Origin of the sequence: Phyllobacterium sp., from assembly GCF_037994425.1 — a bacterium.
Taxonomy (GTDB): Bacteria; Pseudomonadota; Alphaproteobacteria; order Rhizobiales; family Rhizobiaceae; genus Phyllobacterium.
In genome coordinates this window covers 1-20049 of sequence record NZ_JBBNAM010000343.1, presented here as the reverse complement: position 1 = coordinate 20049, position 20049 = coordinate 1, and the positions used below count along the sequence as shown (strand labels likewise).

The following is a 20049-nucleotide window of genomic DNA, read 5'->3' as shown; positions in this document are numbered from 1 at the left end:
CCCGATTGTCAGCCGGGGCTCGTCATTAGAACACGAAATATATGCCCCTTCTGTAGCGCGGATAATAGGGTTCATCCCAGCTGCGGTAGTAATATGGACGGTAATATGGACGGCGGTAATACGGGCGATCCCAGCGCCGGTAGTAGGGCCGATCCCAGCGACGGTAGTAGCGCCGATCCCACCCGCGATGCCATCCGCGGTTCCAGTGATGGTACTTCCGATTACGCACGGTCTGGACATTGGGATCCACGTTCATTCCCGTGAAGACAACCGGTCTCTCGACGGTGACTGGGGCGGCACTTACCGTTCCTGTCGACCCGACAGCGCCGACAATCAAGGCGGCACTTAAGATTGCAATCAACTTTCGCATCGATCCTCCAGTGAAAGACCATCTCGGACGGCTTTCAATGCGGTTGCGTTCATAGCAGCAGTCATAAAGTTTAAGCCCTGTGCCATGAACTGTGGATGAACAACAGTTGAGGCGTAAGCGTGTTTCGCCCGCACCTCGACAGCAAGGCTTGATTTTGACAGGCGACAATATCCTCGACGGGCGCCAGTGTGGCATCGTTGAGAATTTATCGGGTTAGGACCTGATGATCGCAGTTTTCCCCATCAAGATTTCAAATCGCCGCTTTTGAGTGGCGCAAGTGCCGTGACGGCCTTACACCTTACATCTGAAGGCTTAATCTGCCGGTTGTATTGGATGCAGGAGAATATCATGAGATTGGGCGTTTCAGTATTGGTGCTCGCAGTTACGGTCGCAGCAATATCTTCACGTGCAGCGGGCTTTACCCCGGAGGAACTGCGCGAGCGGACGATAGAGAGGCGGGCAGTTGAAGCAGCCATCTGGGGCATCCCTGCTGTAAATTACGACCTGATGCTTCAAGAAGCCCTCGTCAAGACCAAGGCGAAGGTCAACGAGATCGTGTACTGGTCAAAACCGCTCGATTGGCGCAACCAGACCCTTACACCGAACCCGGACGCGATCTATCTGATGACATTCACTGACACCAAGGATGTCGGCCCAGTCGTCATTGAGGTGCCGCCTGCTGACGGTGGCTCCATCAACGGCAATATCGTCGACGCCTGGCAGATGCCGCTTGAGGATGCTGGGCCGTCAGGTGCCGACGCTGGAAAAGGTGGGAAATACCTCGTCCTCCCTCCGGGATACGCCGGGAAAATCCCAGAAGGTTACATTCCGCTCAAGTCTAACACCTATGGCGGATATGCGCTTCTGCGCTCAAATCTCGTCAGCCACAGCGACGCCGACATTGAGAAGTCGGTGGACTATGCCAAACGCTTGAAGGTCTATCCGTTGTCCCAGGCGGGAAACCCGCCGGAAACGGTGTTTACGGATGCAAAGGACGTGCTTTTCGACTCCACCATTCGCTATGACCGCAGCTTCTATACATCTCTCGACAGGATTGTACAGGCAGAGCCGTGGTTGTCGCGTGACCGTCTCATGATCGACCAACTCAAATCCATTGGCATCGAAAAGGGCAAGCCGTTCCAGCCGGACGATAAAATGAGCAAGCAGCTTGAAGCTGGTATCCTTGAAGCCAGGGAATGGCTTGAGGCCAAATACGATGCGGAACTTGTCCCGTTCTACGAGAAAGGCCGATGGAATTTTCCGGCCAATCCGGAACTCGTGAAGGCGGCTGTTGCTTTGTTCGAAGAGCCCGACGCCTATCCGACCGATATCCGAGGTCTGACATACAGCTACGCCTATGTCGGCATCAAGCGCCTGGGCACGGGACAATTCTATCTCATTGCGATCAAGGACAGGGACGGAAACGCTTTTGACGGAGCCGAAACCTATCGTCTCAACGTACCCGCCAACGTACCAGTTGAGCAGTATTGGTCTTTGACCGCCTATGACCGCGAAACGCATGCCTGATCCGCAACATGCCGCGAGCCAGCCGTTCGTCGCAGGTGGCGGAGTTGATGAAGAACGAGGATGGGTCAATGGACCTCTTCATCGGGCCCGCAGCGCCGCAGGGAAAGGAAGCGAACTGGATTCCAACCGATCCCAAGCGAGGCTTCGAGGTGATGTTCCGCCTTTATGCGCCAACCAAGGCCTTGTTCGAGAAGACATGGACGCTTCCAGACCTGGAGCCCGTCGCCAAATAGCCAACTGAACAGAACAAGCGCGGAGGACCACATGTTCGCCAAAAGACTTTTGTCTTCATTCGTCGTAACGATGATCATTGCGGGTAGCGCAAGCGCGGAGGATGCCACGGCCCTCAATGGGCCAATCGACACGCGAATTGGTCGGATCGAACTCAAGGGCGGTTATCCAGACTCTGAATCCGTCGGGAAAATCTACGACGAAATCGATTTCCAACGCGCATCGCAGGCCTACATATGGGCGACGCCAATCGTATCGATGGAGGCCCTGCGGCTGGCCAACAAGCGGGACTGGGGCGTTGACTACAACGACGTCGGCCTGGTCGATGGATATACGACACCCGCTGTCGGTGCCCTGACGGGCAACAATACAACCATCTACGCGGGGATATTCACCGATCTCGGTCGCGATGGCCCGGTCGTCATCGATTCACCCGTTGGTGTTTATGGCGTAATAGATGACTTCTGGCAGCGGCCCGTGGTCGAGGTTGGTCCGTTTGGGCCCGACAAGGGCAAGGGTGGGAAGTTCCTCCTTCTTCCTCCCGGTTACACCGGGCCAGTCCCGGAGGGATATCTTCCCGCACGGTCGAAGACCAATCAGACCTTCTTCCTTGGCCGGTCCTTCGTCAAGGATGGCGACATCAAGACAGCCGTCGACACCTTGGCGGGCCTGAAGGTTTACCCATTGTCGCAAGCCGACAATCCGCCGGAAACCCGGATACTGAAGGCCGGAAGCAAGCCTATGGATTCCATTCCGCCGAGCGGCTTCGACTATTGGAACCTTCTCTCACGCGCGCTGGACAAGGAGCCAGTCGAAGAGCGTGACCGTTTCTTCCAGGCGATGCTGAAGCCTCTCGGTCTGGAGAGAGGGAAACCGTTCAACCCGGACGGACGGCAGAAGAAGATACTCACGGACGCCGCGCAGGTCGGCTTTCTTATGGCGCAGACGACAAGCATGGCTCCTCGTCTGGCCAATGCGCCGTCATATCCGGGTACTCACTGGGAGTGGGTGCTGACCCTTAGGCCCGACCAGGAGGCGTCCGGGTACACCGAACTCGACGAGCGCACCGACTATACCTTCGAGGCGATCACTGTGGCTGATGGAATGATCAAACAAATCCCGGGCGCTGGATCGCAATACATGAGCGCGGCGAAGGACAAGGACGGGGAATGGCTCAATGGCGGCAAGGCCTACACACTGCATGTTCCTGCGGATGTTCCTGCCAAGGAATTCTGGGCCGTGACGGTTTATGACGCCATGACGAGGTCGATGATCAAGACCGACACGATGAAGGCTGGCGTCTCAAGCCACGATAAGCTGGTGCCGAACCCGGATGGATCAATCGATGTGCATTTTGGACCCGAGCCGCCGGAAAAAGACGTAAATTGGGTCAAGACATTGCCTGGGCGAGGATGGTTCGCGTATTTCCGCTGGTATGGGCCAACCGAAAAGTTTTTCGACAAGGGCTGGTCGTTGCCAGATATCGAGTCTCAACTATAGATTCAACGCTTAGAGATGCCCGCCGCACCCGAAAATAGTCTTTGCCGGGTCGGATGCTTCCAAGGCAGTAACTCATCGATCCGGGCCTGCTTATGGCCGTTGATTATAGAGGTGAGCGTGGCGGTCAGGTAGGTAAGCGGATCGATGGCGTTGAGCTTGCAGGTCTCGATGAGCGAAGCGATGATGGCCCATTTCTCCGCTCCCCGCGTCGTGCCCGGCGAAAAGAGCATTCTTTCGATTGAGGGCTATGGCCGGATCGTTCTTTCGACGCTGTTGTTGTCAATCTCGATGCGGCCGTCAGTCAGGAAGATGCAGAGCCCATCCCAGTATTTGGCGATATAGGCGAGCGCTTCGCCGAGCGGCGACTTGCCAGCGACGCGAGCACGATGATGGGTCAACCATGTCCGCATGTTTGGAGATCACGAGTGCTGATCGTACTTGTCGTCCAGCCAGGCGGGCTTCGGGGTTGAGACCACGCGCAGCTCGGCTTCGATACGATAGAGTTCACCGATCCGCTTCAGTGGGTTGGGAAGCCGCGACCTAAACCACGCAGTTGCTCGACCGGTTGCTCTGTTTTAGCTCCAGCGCAGTGCCGGCGTTGCAACAGGCGCATCCCAGAGCGAAAGCATTGCCTCATCGAGGCGTGCTAACGTGATCGAAAGTCCAGCCATGTCGAGGGAGGTTACGTAGGTTCCTACCAATGATCGCGCAATCGTGAAGCCAGCGGCCTCGAACAGGCGGCGGGCAGCATTGTAGACAAGGTAAAGTTCCGATGTCGGTGTGCCGCCAAAGCCGTTGAGGAAAAGCAATGCTGGCTCGTTTGCATCACGCGCGCCGATATCGGCGAGTACCCGATCACAAAGCAGAGCAGCTATCGCGTTCGCACTGGCCATTTTCTCGCGGCCAATTCCAGGTTCGCCGTGAATGCCAACACCGACCTCCATCTCATCAGCCTCCAGCAAGAAGGTCGGACGGGCCGTGTCGGGCACAATCACTCCGCTAAGCGCGACGCCCATGGTGCGCACCCGCTCGCCAAGGTGTTCGCCGAGCGCCTTGAGCTGCGCGAGGTCCGTGCCGGCCTCCGCCGCTGCTCCCAGTATCTTTTCGACAATAAGCGTTCCCGCGACGCCTCGGCGCCCGGAACTGCGACCAACGCCATAGGCAGCAACATCATCGCTCACGATAATTGTTTTTATACGATGAGTTTGCGCGACCGCCTCCGCGGCCATTTCGAAGTTCATCACATCGCCATCATAGTTCTTCACGATCAAGAGACAGCCCGCGCCCGTGTCCGTCAGTTCAATCGCTGCAATGATCTGATCGGGCGTCGGTGATGTGAATATATGGCCGGTGCACGCGGCGTCGAGCATGCCTTGTCCGACAAACCCAACATGAAGCGGCTCGTGGCCCGCTCCACCACCGGAAATAAGCGCGACCTTTCCAAAGGAGGGGTTCCGCCGCAGTACAAATTTTCGCTCTGGTGCGAACATGACCGTTTGCTCGTGGGCCGCAACGAAGCCTTGCAGGCTCTCGGCAACCAATGACGCGGCCGTGTTCATGAATTTTTTCATCGCTCCCCTCCTCCGGCAGCGATCATACACTAATCCGTGTTGCTCATGAGCGTTGCGATCTTCTGGACGAAGTCCGCAATCGCTTCGTCCATCAGGTGGTTCTTCTTGGCGTCACCGAGGTCAGGAACCATCAGGGACAGTGACCGCAGACCTTCGGCGCCGCCGAAATCAGGCAGCTTTCCCGGATGCGCGGCCTGATAGACCTCCACGAACCGCTCCTGTTCTGCGGGGCTGAAATGACACACCCTGAAAATCGTTGCGAGGTGTCGCGCCGGCAGTGGCGTCGAATAGGCCGGGCTCGTGATCTGGGTGACAAAGCTGCGATGCTTGCCAAGCGCGGCGGCGAGACGCTGGCGCGTGCCTGAAGGCCGGTTGTCGATGATCTGGGCAAGAATGGTCTTATACCCGACGATGTCGTCTTCCATGGATTCGCGTACCATCCTATCGCTCCGCCGCCATTGTACCGTCGGCGTTGAGCTTCGCGATCTTTGACCTGATGGCTTCCAGCCTGGTTGGGGCCACCGAGAAATGACGCAGCCCGCAACGCAGTAGAGCAGGCATGAAGGCGGGCTCTCCGGCCATATCGCCGCAGATGCTGACCGGCTTTTCCATGGCTGCCGCGATGCCACAAGCCTGTTCCATGAGCCTGAGAACAGCGGAGGCTGCATAAACGTGGATACTGGCGACCGCCGCGTCGTCACGTGCTGCCGCCGTCAGATACTGGGTGAGGTCATTGGTGCCGAAGGAAAAGAACGCCGCTTCGTTAAACGTGTCAAGCATGAGCGCTGCCGCCGGAACCTCCACCATCATGCCAATGGCCGGAACGTGACTGGCAATGTGTCGCTGATGCAGGAGCACCGCTTCCTCGGTGAAAATCTGCATCGTTTGTGCAAGCTCTGCTGGAAGCGTCACCATGGGCAGCATTACCTTGAGGTTGCCGCGACGCGCTGCCCGTAACAGGGCCCGCGCCTGCACACGCAGGATTTCCTCGCGGGCGAGCAACAGACGGATGCCACGCAACCCGAGAAAGGATGCTGCCTTGCTCGCATCGTGTCCGGGCAGCGGCTTATCCCCGCCAAGATCGAGGAGGCGGATGGTTACAGGCTTCGGCCCGGCCCAGTCCAGGAGTTGGCAGTAACGTTCATACTGCCGGTCCTCGTTGACGAGATCGGCGTCCGAGGCAATCAGAAACTCGCTGCGAAACAGGCCGATACCGGCGATGGCCTCGCGATCGACGCCGGCGAGTTCGGTCGGATCATTGACGTTGATCGAAAGGCTGATCGGTACACCGTCGGCCGTCAGGCACGCCTTGTTGCCCTTTGCCGTTGAACGCCGCCTTGCCGCGATGCGTCCGCCCGCCCGTCGAATTTCCGCGTCGGTCGGGTGGAAGACGACTTCTCCTGCATCGCCATCGACAAGCACCCTGCCCTCTTGAGGAGCGGTGAACGGCCCTGTCCCGATTACCATCGGCACGGACTTTGCCCGGGCGAGCATCGAAACATGGCTGGCAGGGCTCCCCTTGAACAGCACAATTGCACCGCCCGCGGACCAATCATGCGCAAGAAAGCGGCTGGGTTCGATATCCTTGCCGACGAAGACGGCTCCGCGAGGAAAATCCGCCATCGGCTTTCCCGTCATCGCCGCAAGAACACGGTTCTTGATGTCGTTGATATCCGAAACTCGGGCGCGCAGGTGCTCATCGTCGGACTCCGCGAATCCGGCAATGTACTCATCAAGCGCTGCCACCCACGCGAATGCGGCCCCCTCCCCCCTGTCTATCCGCTCTCCGATGATTTCAGTGATCTCGGGATCGAGCAGCATTTCGACTTGAAAGTCGATAATGTCAGCACTTTCGGGACCGGACATTTCTGCGAGCCGTCGCAGCGCATTCACGGCGTCCTTGATGGCCTTGGCCAGAAGCGCGTGTTCGGATGAACAATCGCTTGCTGGCGTAAACGCCTCTTCGACCTCACCTGCGAGGTGGACTTGTCCAAACGCCATGCCAGGCGAAGTCGCAAAGCCTTGGAGCCTAAGCATTTCGGCCATGAATCTTGCCCTCGTCGAAATTGTGCTCGACCAGTTCGCGTAAGGCCGCAATTGCCTCTGCCGCCAAAATCCCATCGGCGCGAATTTTAAGCAGTGACCCCTTGCGGATCTTGGCACCCATGACTTTTACGATGCTTTTGCCGTTCAACCAGATGCTGCTGCCATTCACCTCTATCTCAATGGTGCAGGGAAAGGATTTGGCGAGGCGGGTGAAGATCACGGAGGGACGCGCGTGCAAGCCGATCCCGTGCCGGACTTCGATTTCCGTTTGCCATTGCGCCGTCACTTTTGGCGTCTCCCTCATTCTTGCGTCCTGCTTGCTGGTCATGCGGGCGATAGTTCCTCCGCGGTCGCGACTACCTTGGCGAGCGAAGCGCCGCCGGATGCCTCGGCCGCGGCAATGACGGCGCCCTCAACAAGCGGGGCATTGCAGATGGTAACGAGACCCGACCGGGGATCGCCCAGCATTTCGATCGCCATCTCGCTATTCGTCTCAGCGCCGCCAAGATCAACGAAGACGGCGACGCCATGATCTGACCATGCCGCCTCTATGGCGGTGAGGATACTCGCCGTGTTGGTGCCGAGGCCGCCTTCAGAATTGCCGCCGCACCAGGAGAGCGGCACGCCGTCGCCGACCATTTGCCGAACCATGTCGGCGGTACCCCTGGCGACAAGTGGCGAATGCGAGACGATCACAATGCCGACATTTGCAGACTTGCTGTTCATGCGGGCTGATACTCCATAAGGTGATGACAGATCGCCGACGCAAGAAGCGCGCAACTTGACGCCCCGGGATCGACGTGGCCGATCGAACGATCGCCAAGAAAGGATGCCCGACCGCGCATCGCCTTCATGCCCGCCGTCAACGCTGCCGATTCTGTTGCCGTATCAGCGATACGAATAAGAGCCGATTTTCTCGCCACTTCGGTCTGGACCGGATAGAGCACGTCGAGGAGGGTCTTGTCACCCTCCTGCGAGCGTCCCCGCCGCGCCACGGCGTCGATTGCCTCGCTGAGGATGGTATCAAATGTCGGACGGCTCTCGCGCGCGCCGAAGCGTCGCCCCATTTCGATCAGGAGGGTTCCGTAGAGGGGGCCCGAGGCTCCGCCGATATTCATGACCAGCGTCATGCCGATCCTTTCAAGCGCAAGCGCCAGGGGAAGCCCGCAAAGGCTCTCCCGTTCCAGGAAGACCGCATCGAAGCCACGCCGCATGTTTGTGCCGTGGTCGCCATCCCCGATAGCCCGATCAAGCTCGCAGAGGTGATCAGCGTGTCGAGCGATCACCTCCCTGCATGTCTCGATCAATCCGAGGAGCAGCTTTCGGTCACTTTGCAACGAATGTCGCCTCCCCATGTGTCTTGTGGCGCGCAATGGCCGCGGCAGCGGCCACGAATGCAGCAGCCACTGCAGCGGCACCCGGATCGATAACACCGTCGAGATCACGCTCGCCGACATAAGAGGCACGGCCAGCCCTCGCCTTGGTCATCGTACTTGTGGCCTTTGCGCCGGCGTTGGCAGCGAAGGCTGCATCATCTATTCCACTTGCAGCAAGGGCGTGCAATGCCGGGTCGAGCGCATCAACCATCGTGCGATCACCCGGTTCGGCGCCGCCGTAAAAGGTCATGCGATCGAGGCCCGAAAGCAACGCCTCTGGCAGGTTTCCGGCGGCTGCCATTGATTTCGACGCGGCGATGAAGAAGATCGAGAGAAGGACCCCGCTTGACCCCCCCATGCTTGTTGCAAGAATGGAACCGATTGCGGCAAACGTTGCGGCCTTGTCGGCGAGCGGCAGGGACTCAAGCCGGGCGAGAACGCCACGCGCGCCTGCCGCCACGGTTGACCCCGTGTCGCCGTCGCCGGCACGGGCGTCAAGACGGTTGAGCTCCGGTTCAAGCGCGATGAGCGCCCCGCAGATTGCCGCGATGATCGCCTCGACCTCGGCATCCCGGCTGCTCGGGCCATGTTGCATGGCAGTTTTGATTGTCGGCGCAGGAATGACGATCAGCTCGTGGCGTGCGACGGGGGCTAGCCAGGCCTGCGGTGCGACCTCCGCCAGAAGCGCCGTCTCGCGCGCCAGATCCAGCTTGATAAGCGAGAGCGAAAAGCCGTTCATGTTGAGCGCGGTCATGATGGCGCGGGGCCCGACCACAAGCTTCACTTTCGCGGCCAGCGACGAAGCGAGAACATTGCGGGCGATCAGGTTCATTTCGACGGGCGGCACCGCACCGAGATTGTTGATGAGCAGGGCATATTCGCCAACGGGAATTGTGGCATTGAGGCGATCGGCCATGATGGCGACGATGCTCGCGGCCTCCTGAATCGCAATGCGCTCCACCCCTGGCTCTCCATGAATTCCCAGCCCGAGCTCTCCTTCATCCTCGCCAAGGCGCGATTCATGTGGCTGGCCCGGGATTGAACAGGTTGAGTACGAAACCCCAAGCGAAACGATATCAGCAGCCGCTGCCGCTGCAGCAGCGGCGACATCTTCAAGCGTATCGCCGCGCTCAGCAAGAAAGCCAGCGATCTTGTGCACGAACAAAGTGCCGGCGATCCCGCGCGGCTGTGCAAGATCTGGAAGGGCGATGTCATCGGCAACGATTACCATCTCGACTTTGAAGCCCTCCGCGCGCGCCCGTTCCGCTGCGAGACCGAAGTTAAGCCGGTCACCGGTGTAGTTCTTGACGACGAGCAGGCAGCCCTTCGGCCCTGTCACGGCCCGAATGCCCGTTAGCACGGCATCGACGCTCGGCGAGGCAAAGATCTCGCCGGAGACGGCGGCAGTGAGCATGCCGCGGCCCACGAAACCGGCGTGGGCGGGTTCGTGGCCTGCGCCGCCACCGGATATGATGGCGACTTTCGATTTGTCCCAATCAGCCCGCAGAATGACCTTGATATCCGGATAGCTGTCGAGCCGGGCGAGCGTCCCCGGACGGCTTGTCAGAAGGAAACCGTCCAGCGCCTCGGTGACGATGTTTTCCCTGCGATTGAAGAAGTGTTTCATCGGTATAATCCACTCTGTTGACTCACTCTGCAGTTCATTCCTACCCAATGACATCAGTACATACGGTTTCCATCGGCGCCAAAATAGAGGGGATTCTTGAGCGTCAGCCCGATCTTGTCCCCGGGTTTCACCGGAATATAGGGATTGGCGAGGGTGACGAGCTTGTGGTCGCCAACCCTGATATGCAGGTGGTTCTGATCGCCGAGGTGCTCCACCCAGTCGATGCTGGCGTTGGCTTTGCCGCTGAGTGAGATTTCAAGGTGTTCCGTCCGTGCACCGACGGTCCGGGCGCCAACGGGTGCCTTGCCGTCAGGAAGCACTTCGACCGGAAAAAGGTTGATGTGCGGCTGTCCAAGGCGAGCGGCGACATGCGTGTTGGCGGGATTGCTATAAACCTCACGTGGTGTCCCGATCTGGACCAGTCGTCCGCCGGCAAGAATGCCGATACGGTCGGCCATGGTCATCGCTTCGATCTGATCATGGGTGACATAAAGCAGTGTTGCACCAAGCTCCTTTTGAATGCGCTTAAGCTCCAGCCGCAACTCGGCACGCAGCTTCGCGTCGAGTGAGGATAGTGGTTCATCCATGAGGAAGATTGCGGGGCGCCGCACAAGCGCCCGCCCGATAGCGACACGTTGCATTTCTCCACCGGAGAGCCGGGTCGAACGATTGTCGAGCTTGTGGTCGATGCGCACCATGCGCGCCACCTCGCGCACGCGCCGGTCTATCTCGTCCTTGCCAAGGCGCCGCGCTGGCGAGCGGAGAGGAAAGGCAAGGTTCTCGTAGACGGACAGATGCGGGTATAGTGAGTATTGCTGGAAGACGAAAGCGACATCGCGTCCGGCGGGCGCCTCTCCCATCACATCCTGCCCGCCGATACTGATGCGACCGCTATCGGCTCGCTCAAGCCCGGCGATAAGGCGCAATGTCGTTGTTTTGCCTGCGCCGGTCGGTCCGAGAAGAACGACACATTCGCCGTCAGCAATGACCATGTCGAGGTCGGACACGGCGTCGGTTTCGCCAAAGCTCTTGTTGACGCTCTTGAGCACTACTTCAGCCATGCTGCACCTGCGTGTGACGGGACGACCGGACCGCCCTTCCCGAGGTGCACTCGAAGAGAGAAAGATTGTGGTGGTTGAGTTCAAGTCCAACGGTATCGCCGATGCGGAAATTCTGGTCGGCAGGCACACGCGCCTTGATCAATCCCTTCGCCATCTCGACAGCGACGATCTGATTGGTGCCATGATATTCGCTGCCATAGACAACGCCGCGCAAGGGCGAAGCGTCGCTGAAACGAATGTCCTCGGGGCGAACGCCGAGGGCAATTTCGCCCATGGCGACATCGTCATGAATCTCCGGAACGGCGACCGGCACGCCTTCAACGGAAACCGTCCGCGCACCTCGTTGCAGACCAGCGGTGAAACGCAGGAAGTTCATCGGCGGCGAACCGATGAAATCGGCGACGAACATGGTGGCCGGTCGGTTGTAGATTTCCTGCGGCGTGCCGAACTGCTCGATGACACCGTGGTTCATCACCGCAATCTTGTCTGCCATGGCCATCGCTTCCAGCTGGTCATGCGTGACATAGACCGTGGTCGCATGGATGCGATTGTGCAGTTCGCGCAATTCGCGCACCATCAAGTCGCGAAATTCCGTGTCGAGGGTGCCAAGCGGTTCATCCATCAGGAAGCACTTCGGCCGGCGAACGATTGCCCGCCCCAGCGCCACGCGCTGGCGGTCACCGCCCGCAAGCCCAGAAACGGAACGATCCAGAATGTGATCGATCTGCAGCAGCCGTGCCGTTTCTTCGACGCGCGCGCGAATTTCGGCTTTGGCGATGCCCTGTGCCAGCAGCGGAAAACCGATATTCTTGCGAACGTTCATGTGCGGGTAAAGGGCAAAGAGCTGGAACACGAAGGCAATATCCCGCTCCCTCGCACGATTGAACGTGACATCTCCGCCGGCGAGAAATATCTTGCCGCTGGTCGGCAATTCAAGCCCGGCAATCATGCGCAACGTCGTTGTCTTGCCGCAGCCCGATGGGCCAAGAAGGGCAAGAAATTCCCCGTCACGAACGACGAAACTTGAATCCTCAACCGCGCTGAAAGCGCCGAATTCCTTGCGCAGGTGCTCTATTCTGATCTCAGCCATCACCTACTCCGGAAACTTCGAAACGATGATGAACAGGACGGTTCCGGCCAGCAGCGTGACCAGGGACCACGTATAGAAGACAAGAAGAAACGGCTGGAACAGCATGAGAAAGCCAAGTCCGATGAGAGCCGTCGCCACATTCTCCATCGGACCGCGCCGCAGGAAGAAGGGGCGCTTCGGCTTGGAGGCGAGAGGTGTCCGTACAGTCATTTGCGCACAGCTCCGAAGGTAATGCCACGCAACAGCTGCTTGCGCAGGAGAATGGTAAAGACCAGGATGGGTACGAGGAAGATTGTTGTTCCGGCGGCAACCGCCGGCCAATCCTGTCCACCCTCGCCGATAATGGTGGGAATGAACGGTGGCGCGGTCTGGGCGGCACCTGATGTGAGCAGAACGGCGAAAGCATATTCGTTCCAGGCAAAGATCAGGCAGAAGATTGCCGTGGCGGCTATACCCGTGGTGGCCTGGGGCAGGACGACCTTGAAGAAGGCCTGCATGCGCGTATATCCGTCGATCATCGCCGCCTCTTCATATTCGCGCGGTATTTCGTCGATGAAGCCCTTGAGAAGCCAGACGGCGAGCGAAACATTGACGGCGGTATAGAGCAGGATCATGCCGAGGGCAGTGTCTGACAGTCCGAGTTTGCGGTACATCAGATAGATCGGAATTGCGACCGCGATCGGCGGCATCATGCGCGTTGAAAGAATGAAGAACAGAAGATCCTCGGCGAGGGGCACCTTGAACCTGGAAAAGCCATAGGCTGCGAGTGTTCCAAGCGAGACGGCAAGGAAGGTCGAGCCGAAGGCGATGATCAGCGAGTTCTGGAAACGCGGCCAGTAGTTGGACGGTCCGGCGATCACCATGTTGCGGCCACGGGTAATCTCATCGCAGATGCTCGTCGGCGCGCCAAGTGACGCAATATATTCGGGTGTCTGGCGCGTGCGCGTTGTGAACAGATTGCAATAACCTTCAAGGGTCGGATCGAACACGATCTTCGGCGGATAGCTGATCGAATCCGGCGGCGACTTGAAGCTGGTCAGGAAGATCCAGGCGAGCGGGATGATCGTAATGATCGCATAGGCGATCACGATCGTTGCCGCGATGCGCCTTGACATGACGCCAGGTTCGACAACCGAATGGGCGGAGTTGAGCGAGCTCATCGCTGTTTCACCTTGTTGAGCGCTTTGACATAGATGTTGGCTAGACCGAACACGGCGACAAACAGAATGATGGCGAACGCGGACGCCCTGCCGGTGCGCCAGCTTTCAAATGCTTCACGTTTCAGGGTGATAGAGGCGACCTCCGTCGTTGATCCCGGGCCGCCACCGGTCAAAAGCGTGACCATGTCGAACATCTTGAAGTTCTCTATGCCTCGGAAGAGGATGGCCAGCATGATAAACGGCAGTGCCATTGGCAGGGTAATGGACCAGAACTGGCGCCATAGCGAAGCGCGGTCGACTTCCGCTGCTTCGTAGATGTAGTCGGGAATGGAACGCAGGCCAGCAAGACATATCAACATCACGTAGGGCGTCCACATCCACGTATCGACGATAATGATTGCCCATGGCGAGAGCGCGACGGAGCCCAGCATTTCGAAAGATGACGGCGGGATGCCCGTGAGAAACGAAACGACATAGTTGAAAAGGCCAATCTGCGGTTGGTAAAGGAACCGCCAGAAGTTACCGACTACGGCCGGCGACAGCATCATCGGAACGAGGATGATTGTCGTCCAGAAAGCATGGCCGCGGAACTTCCGGTCAATCAGATAGGCGAGCGAAAATCCGATCAGCGTCTGCAGGAGAATCGTCCAGAAGACGAAGTGCGCGGTCGTCTGCATCGCTTGCCAGATATTGGGATCATTGAGGACACGGCTGTAGTTGCTCAGCCCGACGCCCTCGATGGCTGCGTTGGGGCGGTTTGCCCGGTAATTCGTGAACGAAAGATAGATCGCCCAGATCAGCGGGAAGATGTTGATTGCGAGGAGCAAGGCGATTGTCGGCGTGATGAACAGCCAAGCCATTGTGCGATCGGACATGCCGCGAATTCGGGAAGCGAGGGGCGCTGGCGTTACCTGTGCGGCAGCCTTCCCCAAAATGGAGGTACTCGTATCGGTCACAGACGTCACCTGATTTTCGGAGCGGGGCTTTGTCATGGCTGCCCGGCAGGATAGCGCAACCGGGCAGCCATTTCAGGTCGGGATCGCCTAAAGCTTTCCATCATCCTTGAAGACTTCGGTCCAATCCTTGACGAGGCCGTCGAGCGCCTCCTTCGCTGTACCCTTGTCGGCAACCACGTAGTCGTGAAGGCGCTTTTGCATTGTTTGAAGCAGTGTGGCGTACGAGGGCTCTTGCCAGAAATCCTGGACCTGGTTCATCGCGACGAGGAAATCTGCGGCGAAGGGCTGGCTCTCAGGGAATGAAGGATCGCTGAGGACTGCCTTGTGGACCGCATAGCCGCCGAGAGACCACCACTTCTTCTGAACGTCGGGCTGGGCAAACCATTTGATGTAGGCAAGCGCGCCGTCCATGTTGTCAGTATTGGCAACAACGGAAATCCCCTGCCCGCCCAATGTAGAGGCCGCAACCTTCTCCTTGGGATTGACAAAGAACCCGATCTTGTCGCCCCCAACCTTTTCATCCTTGTAGAGACCGGGGAAGAAGGCAAACCAGTTCATCGCCATGGCGACCTGGCCGGATTTGAATGCATCAAGGCTTTCGCTCATATAAGCATCGGTGTAGCCGGGCGGCGTGCAGCACTTGTAGAGAGCCTTATAGGCCTCGAGGCCTGCAACTGCATCAGGCGAATTGACTGCGCCCTCCATGTCGTACTTGCCCGGCGTATTCTCGTATTTAAAGCCGTAGGAATAAAGCGCCGACGATGCCCCCATGGTGATGCCTTCCGAAGCGCGCTCGGTAAAGATTGCCGCACCATAGACTTTCTTGCCGTCGATCTCGCGGCCATTGAAGAATTCGGCAACCTCTTTCAATTCATCCCAGGTCTTGGGCGGTGCAAGGTCCCGGCCATGTTTCTGCTTGAACTCCGCCTGGATTTCCGGCTTTGAGAACCAGTCCTTGCGATAGAACCATGCATTGGCATCGCCCATCGCCGGCAGGGCCCAATAATTCGGCGTACCCTTCGGCCAGGTCGAATAGGCGTTGACCGCCGCATCGGCGAAATCGCTCATCTTGATCCCCTCCTTGTCGAAGAAATCATTGAGCTTGACGTAATAGCCGTTTTCGGCGGATCCGCCGATCCACTGACTGTCGCCGATCAGAAGGTCGCAGAGTTTGCCGCCGGCATTAAGTTCATTGAGGATTCGGTCCGCAAAGTTGGGCCATGGCACGAACTCGAACTTCATTTGAGTGCCGGTCTTGGCGGTAAAGTCCTTGGATAGCTCGACCAATGCATTGGCTGGATCCCAGGCGGCCCAGCATAAAGTGAGTTCGTCAGCCTTCGCCAGCCCAGGTGCCATGAACAGCACAAGCGCCGAGGTCGCCCCGAGCAGGGCTTGCTTTATCGTCTGCATGCTTTCCTCCCAGATACCTAAGCGACACCACGCCGCCGTCGAATAAAATCGTTGATTGTTCCCTCTTACTCGCACGATCTCTCCCATCGTGTTGAGTAATGTTGTTTAGTAATCTCCATTTTACTGAACAAATCAAGAGTGATTCGTTGCTGCACCGCACACGCAAACACGCGGTCTTCAAGCGGGCGCTAAATGGCGGTGAGAGCTTTTAGATAGAATCTGTCGGATGGGATTTGTTGAAAGAGCCCGCCGAGGCTTGGCATGGCCAACGCCTCGAGCTTGAACCAAACTTCCGGCAGAGCCAGATGGGCTGAAACACCAGGCAGCAATCATGCAGAACGATCAGATCGACCCCGCGCACCCGATTGGAGCAGGCCCCTCACGCGCCGGTTGCCGGGCGCTACACCACGATGGCGATGGACAAGTCTATTTGTTCGATCGGTCGTCAACGAACACGCCCGCCCGTTGGGCGGCCTTGACAAAAGCCTGCCTTGCCTTTGCCGGCGTCATCCATCCTTCGAGGGCATCGCGATTGATACGAACGGCACGCTTGTACTCAAGCCCATCCTGTTGCGGCCATTGATTTCTGAGGCACTCCAAGGCCTCCCACGCCGAGGCAACCAAACGAAGCCCCATAGCGCCAAGACTTATTCTGACCGGCGATGAAAACGACTTGTCGTTCATTGCACCCTCCCCCTGCCGCTTTGCCCGATGCCCCGAACGCATTGATGGGAGCGTGGTAAGTTATGCGACAGGATCTGCCGATTGATGTCCGCTCCGCCTTGCTGGACTGCTGTCCTGCACGAAGCAGAATCCGGAATTGGAACCGCATATGGAACGATGTCGGCATGACTGAAATGTGAAAGCATAGCTGAACTCCATAAATAGAATTGCGAACTATGTTTCCTCCTTACCCCATTCTTTTTTATTTGCTGTTCAGGGCTGTCATTACGATCTCAGATTTGAATCGCAACCGCAATACCAAATTCGGCGCATGCCGGCATATCTCTATGGGCAGGTGGCCACCTGCTTGCGCAGTCAGATTAGCTTGCGGTGCTTTAACTCGTCTTTCAGATAGGCGTAGTAGATCGGCGCGGCGACCAGGCCGGCTATGCCATACCAGGCCTCGAGGAAGATCATCGCCAATAGCAGTTCCCATGCGCGCGCTTTGATGCGTGAACCAATGATCTTCGCATTGAGGAAGTATTCGAGCTTGTGGATGATGATGAGGAAAGCAAGGGAGCTTAGGGCAGCAAAAAGCGAGACGCTGAGCGCGACGACGACGATGACCGTATTCGATATCAGATTGCCGATGACCGGCAGAAGACCCGCGATAAAGGTGACAGCGATCATGGTCTTGACGAGCGGAAGGTTCACGCCAAACGACGGCAGGATGAGGACGAGGTAAATACCGGTAAAGAACGTATTGAGTGCAGAAATGCGCAGCTGCGAGAAAACAATGTTGCGGAATGCATCGCTGAAGTGGTCGATACGTTCGGTGAGCGCGATTGCGAGCGGGCCGGGTTGACGTGACGGCGCAACCGAACTCAACGCGACCATTCCGCCGATGATCATGCCGATGATAATTCTTATGAGAAGAACGCCGAATTCCGTGCCGACGAGCTGGAGCTGGCCTGCATGTTCCCGCAGCCATATGGCGGCAAGCGATTCAAGCTCCTCCAGGTTGGACGGAAAATAATCGCGCGCCCAACTCGGCAGATGCACCTGCGCCGTATCGATGATTTCAGCCATTTTCTTGAACAGCGAGGCGATGCCTTCCGACCCATCACTCAGGAACGCAACGCCGCCGAGTACTGCCGCCACGATTAAAAGGATGAAGACCAGCGCAAGCAACGCCAGGGCGACAGTCTTGGCAATTCGCCCGTCAACCCCGACCCTGCCGAGAAGAGGCGCCGAGAGGTGCACGACGTTGTAGACAAGCAGGCCGGCAAGGAGCGCAGATAGCAATCCCAGTTCGAGCACGGCAATGAGCGCGATGAACGATAGTATGTACGACGCAACGTTAAGCCGGGTGGCGATAAGCAAGTGGTGCCCCTAGAAAGGCGTTATTCATTGTCCATGTTCCTAGCCTTGAAACCGGATGCGATGCAAGCACAACCAAGCGGCAGCCCAGCATTGCAGGAAAATCGGCCGAATATTATGGTGCTTGCGCGTCGGTATTGTTTCTCTATGAACGTTACGGTGACTTCGTCAAAATATTGTGGTCCATTATCTTATTGTTTAAACGGCACAAATAGGGGCACAGTTACACGGGATCCATTTACCCGGCCTAATTGAGGCCAGCCTCCAGAATGGAGTGCCATGATGAACACGCGGCATGCCTCCATCGAGCGGATTGACCCGGCTGCGGGCCAGCAAGCCCTGGCCTTAACAACCGGATTATTGGATGAGACCATTAATCAGGTTCGGCGCCAGCGCGGCTCTGCTCGGGAAGGCTTGCGCCAGTCGCCAGGGCCAAGCTCAATGCTCCTTGTCGGCGGCGATGTGCAGGCCAGGCTTGCAGCGGCGAACACTATTGCGGCAGAACTCGATCTGGAACCATTTCGCATCGACCTATATTCCGTGGTCGGCAAATATATCGGCGAAACCGAGCGCAATCTTTCGCTGCGGTCCGTCGAACCGGCAGCGTGCTCCTCTTCGATGAGGCTGATGGCCTGTTCGGCACGCGCTCGGATGTGAGGGACGCGCACGATCGCTACGCAAACGTTGAGCGGACCATGTGTTGCATGCCGTCCAGAAGTACGAGGGGCTGGCAATTTTCGCCATCCGCGCGCCCGATGATTGCTGTCCCAAGCTCAGGAGCGCTGTCGGATTTAAGGTGGACCTTTCCCCGGGCTGCTGGGGTCCGCCTCTATCTCTTTTGCCTCTCTGGTCGCAAAGGCTGGCAGCGGAACGCATAAGGGTCGATCCGAGTTTGATGTAGAGACCATTTACTAAAGTAGGTTATATTTCAAATTAGAAAGGTGAACGGAACCTTGTCAAATGCGCCAGGCGTTCGACTAAAATCGTTGAAACCACCCTGTCATTGCCGCGCCAGACTGGGCAGTGCGATCCCCTCCTTTACGACCCGAAAACGGCGAGCGGCTTTCCATGCGTGACGAGGCCGACAACCATCGCGATTTCAAGGGACTGACCACCGATTACTTCGATCGTCGCAGCGAAACATACGATCAGGATGCGCTTTTCCCCCGACTGGCAGTCGTAATCATCAGGCATGCCGACCTGGAACCCGGGCTTTGCGTTCTCGATATCGGCACAGGCACTGGACGGCTTGCCCTGCAGGCCGCGAAAATGGTCGGCGAAGAGGGCGGTGTCGTCGCTATCGACCTGTCAGCGGAAATGCTCACACAGGCACATTTCAAGGCCGGCATGGACAACCTTACAAACATTCAATTCATACAAGGCGACGTGGAAGAAGCCACGTTTGATGATGCAGCGTTCGACCGGATACTATGTTCTTCGGCTTTCGTTCTTCTATCCAACCCCAGCAAAGCGCTGAAGACCTGGAACCGCTGGCTCAAGCGCGGCGGACTGCTGAGCTTCGATGCACCTGGTGAGCCCTTTGGCATCAACACCATAATCGCTGATGTCGCTGAAGCCCACGCGATTGAGCTGCCCTATGCGACGCTGGCCAACACGGTGCAAAAATGCAGCGATCTTCTCGAGCGTTCCGGATTTGAGGTGGTGGAGATCAACCAGGAGCTCATGCAGGAACACACAATGCCGATGGCGCAAGCTTTGTCTGTCTGGGAGAAGTCCCTGGCTCATCCTGCCTGGCATAAACTTGCACGTTTGCCGGAGAGCCAGCTCAAGCAAATGCAGGCGGAGTTTGAGACCAGGGTCAGGGCACAGGCAAGCAACGATACGGTCGTCAGCAAGATCGTCATGCACGTCGTGACCGGCCGGAAAAAGAGCGACGTCATTTGAATGGACTTAAGCTGTCGGACCGCCGATCTCCTTGCGCCTGATCAACTCCTCGCGGATCAGCTTCTTTGCTATCTTGCCATAGGCGGATTTTGGCATCTCCGGCCAAAAGACAAACCGTTTGGGTAGCTTGTAGCGCGCCATCTTGCCGTCGATCCATGCAAGGATCGCGTCGGCGT

At 57.8% G+C, this 20049-nt stretch carries 21 protein-coding genes and 1 pseudogene; 5 read left to right on the top strand and 17 right to left on the bottom strand.

Annotation, left to right across the window (positions count from 1 at the left end; all coding sequences use genetic code 11):
• Positions 1-25: 25 nt before the first annotated feature.
• The gene (locus AAAB35_RS22740) at positions 26-370 is read right to left on the bottom strand and encodes a hypothetical protein (protein ID WP_340670547.1); all 345 of its coding nucleotides are present in this window, start codon (positions 368-370) and stop codon (positions 26-28) included.
• A 348-nt stretch (positions 371-718) separates the two neighbouring features.
• On the opposite strand from AAAB35_RS22740, the gene AAAB35_RS22735 reads away from it, so the two are divergent.
• Genes AAAB35_RS22735 through AAAB35_RS22725 form a run of 3 tightly spaced genes read left to right on the top strand, consistent with a single transcriptional unit; the run spans position 719 to position 3628 of the window.
• Positions 719-1897: a DUF1254 domain-containing protein gene (locus AAAB35_RS22735; protein WP_340670546.1), complete on the top strand. Its 1179-nt coding sequence runs from the start codon at positions 719-721 to the stop codon at positions 1895-1897.
• 47 nt (positions 1898-1944) lie between these two features.
• Positions 1945-2130, top strand: coding sequence for a DUF1214 domain-containing protein (locus AAAB35_RS22730; RefSeq protein ID WP_340670545.1), 186 nt, complete (start codon positions 1945-1947; stop codon positions 2128-2130).
• A gap of 31 nt (positions 2131-2161) precedes the next feature.
• Complete coding sequence (locus tag AAAB35_RS22725) at positions 2162-3628, top strand: DUF1254 domain-containing protein (protein ID WP_340670544.1); 1467 nt, start codon at positions 2162-2164, stop codon at positions 3626-3628.
• Positions 3629-3630: 2 nt separating this feature from the next.
• Here AAAB35_RS22725 and AAAB35_RS22720 read toward each other — a convergent pair.
• The 16 genes and pseudogenes from AAAB35_RS22720 to AAAB35_RS22645 all read right to left on the bottom strand — a co-directional run.
• A pseudogene (locus AAAB35_RS22720) lies at positions 3631-4149 on the bottom strand (transposase); the annotation flags it as partial.
• A 54-nt stretch (positions 4150-4203) separates the two neighbouring features.
• Positions 4204-5199 carry a dihydroxyacetone kinase subunit DhaK gene (gene dhaK / locus AAAB35_RS22715; RefSeq protein ID WP_340670543.1) on the bottom strand — a complete coding sequence of 332 codons (996 nt, stop codon included), beginning with the start codon at positions 5197-5199 and terminating at the stop codon, positions 4204-4206.
• A 29-nt stretch (positions 5200-5228) separates the two neighbouring features.
• Entirely contained in the window at positions 5229-5639 is a 411-nt protein-coding gene (locus AAAB35_RS22710) for a hypothetical protein (protein ID WP_340670542.1), read from the bottom strand.
• 1 nt (position 5640) lies between these two features.
• Positions 5641-7245, bottom strand: coding sequence for a putative PEP-binding protein (locus AAAB35_RS22705; RefSeq protein ID WP_340670541.1), 1605 nt, complete (start codon positions 7243-7245; stop codon positions 5641-5643).
• Positions 7229-7573, bottom strand: coding sequence for an HPr family phosphocarrier protein (locus AAAB35_RS22700; protein ID WP_340670540.1), 345 nt, complete (start codon positions 7571-7573; stop codon positions 7229-7231). Before AAAB35_RS22700 ends, AAAB35_RS22705 begins: the two co-directional genes overlap by 17 nt.
• Entirely contained in the window at positions 7570-7971 is a 402-nt protein-coding gene (gene dhaM / locus AAAB35_RS22695) for a dihydroxyacetone kinase phosphoryl donor subunit DhaM (protein WP_340670539.1), read from the bottom strand. Before dhaM ends, AAAB35_RS22700 begins: the two co-directional genes overlap by 4 nt.
• Positions 7968-8600, bottom strand: a complete 633-nt coding sequence (gene dhaL / locus AAAB35_RS22690) for a dihydroxyacetone kinase subunit DhaL (protein WP_340670538.1) — start codon at positions 8598-8600, stop codon at positions 7968-7970. Before dhaL ends, dhaM begins: the two co-directional genes overlap by 4 nt.
• The gene (locus tag AAAB35_RS22685; RefSeq protein ID WP_340670537.1) at positions 8572-10248 is read right to left on the bottom strand and encodes a dihydroxyacetone kinase subunit DhaK; all 1677 of its coding nucleotides are present in this window, start codon (positions 10246-10248) and stop codon (positions 8572-8574) included. The genes dhaL and AAAB35_RS22685 overlap by 29 nt, the downstream gene beginning before the upstream one ends.
• 53 nt (positions 10249-10301) lie before the next feature.
• On the bottom strand, positions 10302-11309 hold the full coding sequence (locus AAAB35_RS22680; RefSeq protein ID WP_340670536.1) for an ABC transporter ATP-binding protein: 1008 nt from the start codon (positions 11307-11309) through the stop codon (positions 10302-10304).
• A complete protein-coding gene (locus AAAB35_RS22675) occupies positions 11302-12399 on the bottom strand; it encodes an ABC transporter ATP-binding protein (protein WP_340670535.1) in 1098 nt (365 codons plus the stop codon). Before AAAB35_RS22675 ends, AAAB35_RS22680 begins: the two co-directional genes overlap by 8 nt.
• A 3-nt stretch (positions 12400-12402) precedes the next feature.
• Complete coding sequence (locus tag AAAB35_RS22670) at positions 12403-12609, bottom strand: hypothetical protein (RefSeq protein WP_340670534.1); 207 nt, start codon at positions 12607-12609, stop codon at positions 12403-12405.
• Positions 12606-13559, bottom strand: a complete 954-nt coding sequence (locus tag AAAB35_RS22665) for a carbohydrate ABC transporter permease (RefSeq protein ID WP_340670533.1) — start codon at positions 13557-13559, stop codon at positions 12606-12608. The genes AAAB35_RS22670 and AAAB35_RS22665 overlap by 4 nt, the downstream gene beginning before the upstream one ends.
• Complete coding sequence (locus AAAB35_RS22660) at positions 13556-14515, bottom strand: sugar ABC transporter permease (protein WP_340670532.1); 960 nt, start codon at positions 14513-14515, stop codon at positions 13556-13558. Before AAAB35_RS22660 ends, AAAB35_RS22665 begins: the two co-directional genes overlap by 4 nt.
• 87 nt (positions 14516-14602) lie before the next feature.
• Positions 14603-15925, bottom strand: a complete 1323-nt coding sequence (locus AAAB35_RS22655) for an extracellular solute-binding protein (RefSeq protein ID WP_340670531.1) — start codon at positions 15923-15925, stop codon at positions 14603-14605.
• Between the two features lie 426 nt (positions 15926-16351).
• Positions 16352-16609, bottom strand: coding sequence for a DUF982 domain-containing protein (locus tag AAAB35_RS22650; RefSeq protein WP_340670530.1), 258 nt, complete (start codon positions 16607-16609; stop codon positions 16352-16354).
• Positions 16610-16963: 354 nt separating this feature from the next.
• Positions 16964-17971, bottom strand: a complete 1008-nt coding sequence (locus AAAB35_RS22645; RefSeq protein WP_340670529.1) for an AI-2E family transporter — start codon at positions 17969-17971, stop codon at positions 16964-16966.
• Positions 17972-18247: 276 nt separating this feature from the next.
• Here AAAB35_RS22645 and AAAB35_RS22640 point away from each other — a divergent pair, with 276 nt between their 5' ends.
• Together AAAB35_RS22640 and AAAB35_RS22635 are read left to right on the top strand one after the other, a co-directional pair.
• Complete coding sequence (locus tag AAAB35_RS22640; RefSeq protein WP_340670528.1) at positions 18248-18625, top strand: hypothetical protein; 378 nt, start codon at positions 18248-18250, stop codon at positions 18623-18625.
• Between the two features lie 411 nt (positions 18626-19036).
• Complete coding sequence (locus AAAB35_RS22635) at positions 19037-19873, top strand: methyltransferase domain-containing protein (protein WP_340670527.1); 837 nt, start codon at positions 19037-19039, stop codon at positions 19871-19873.
• The last annotated feature ends 176 nt before the right edge of the window (positions 19874-20049 follow it).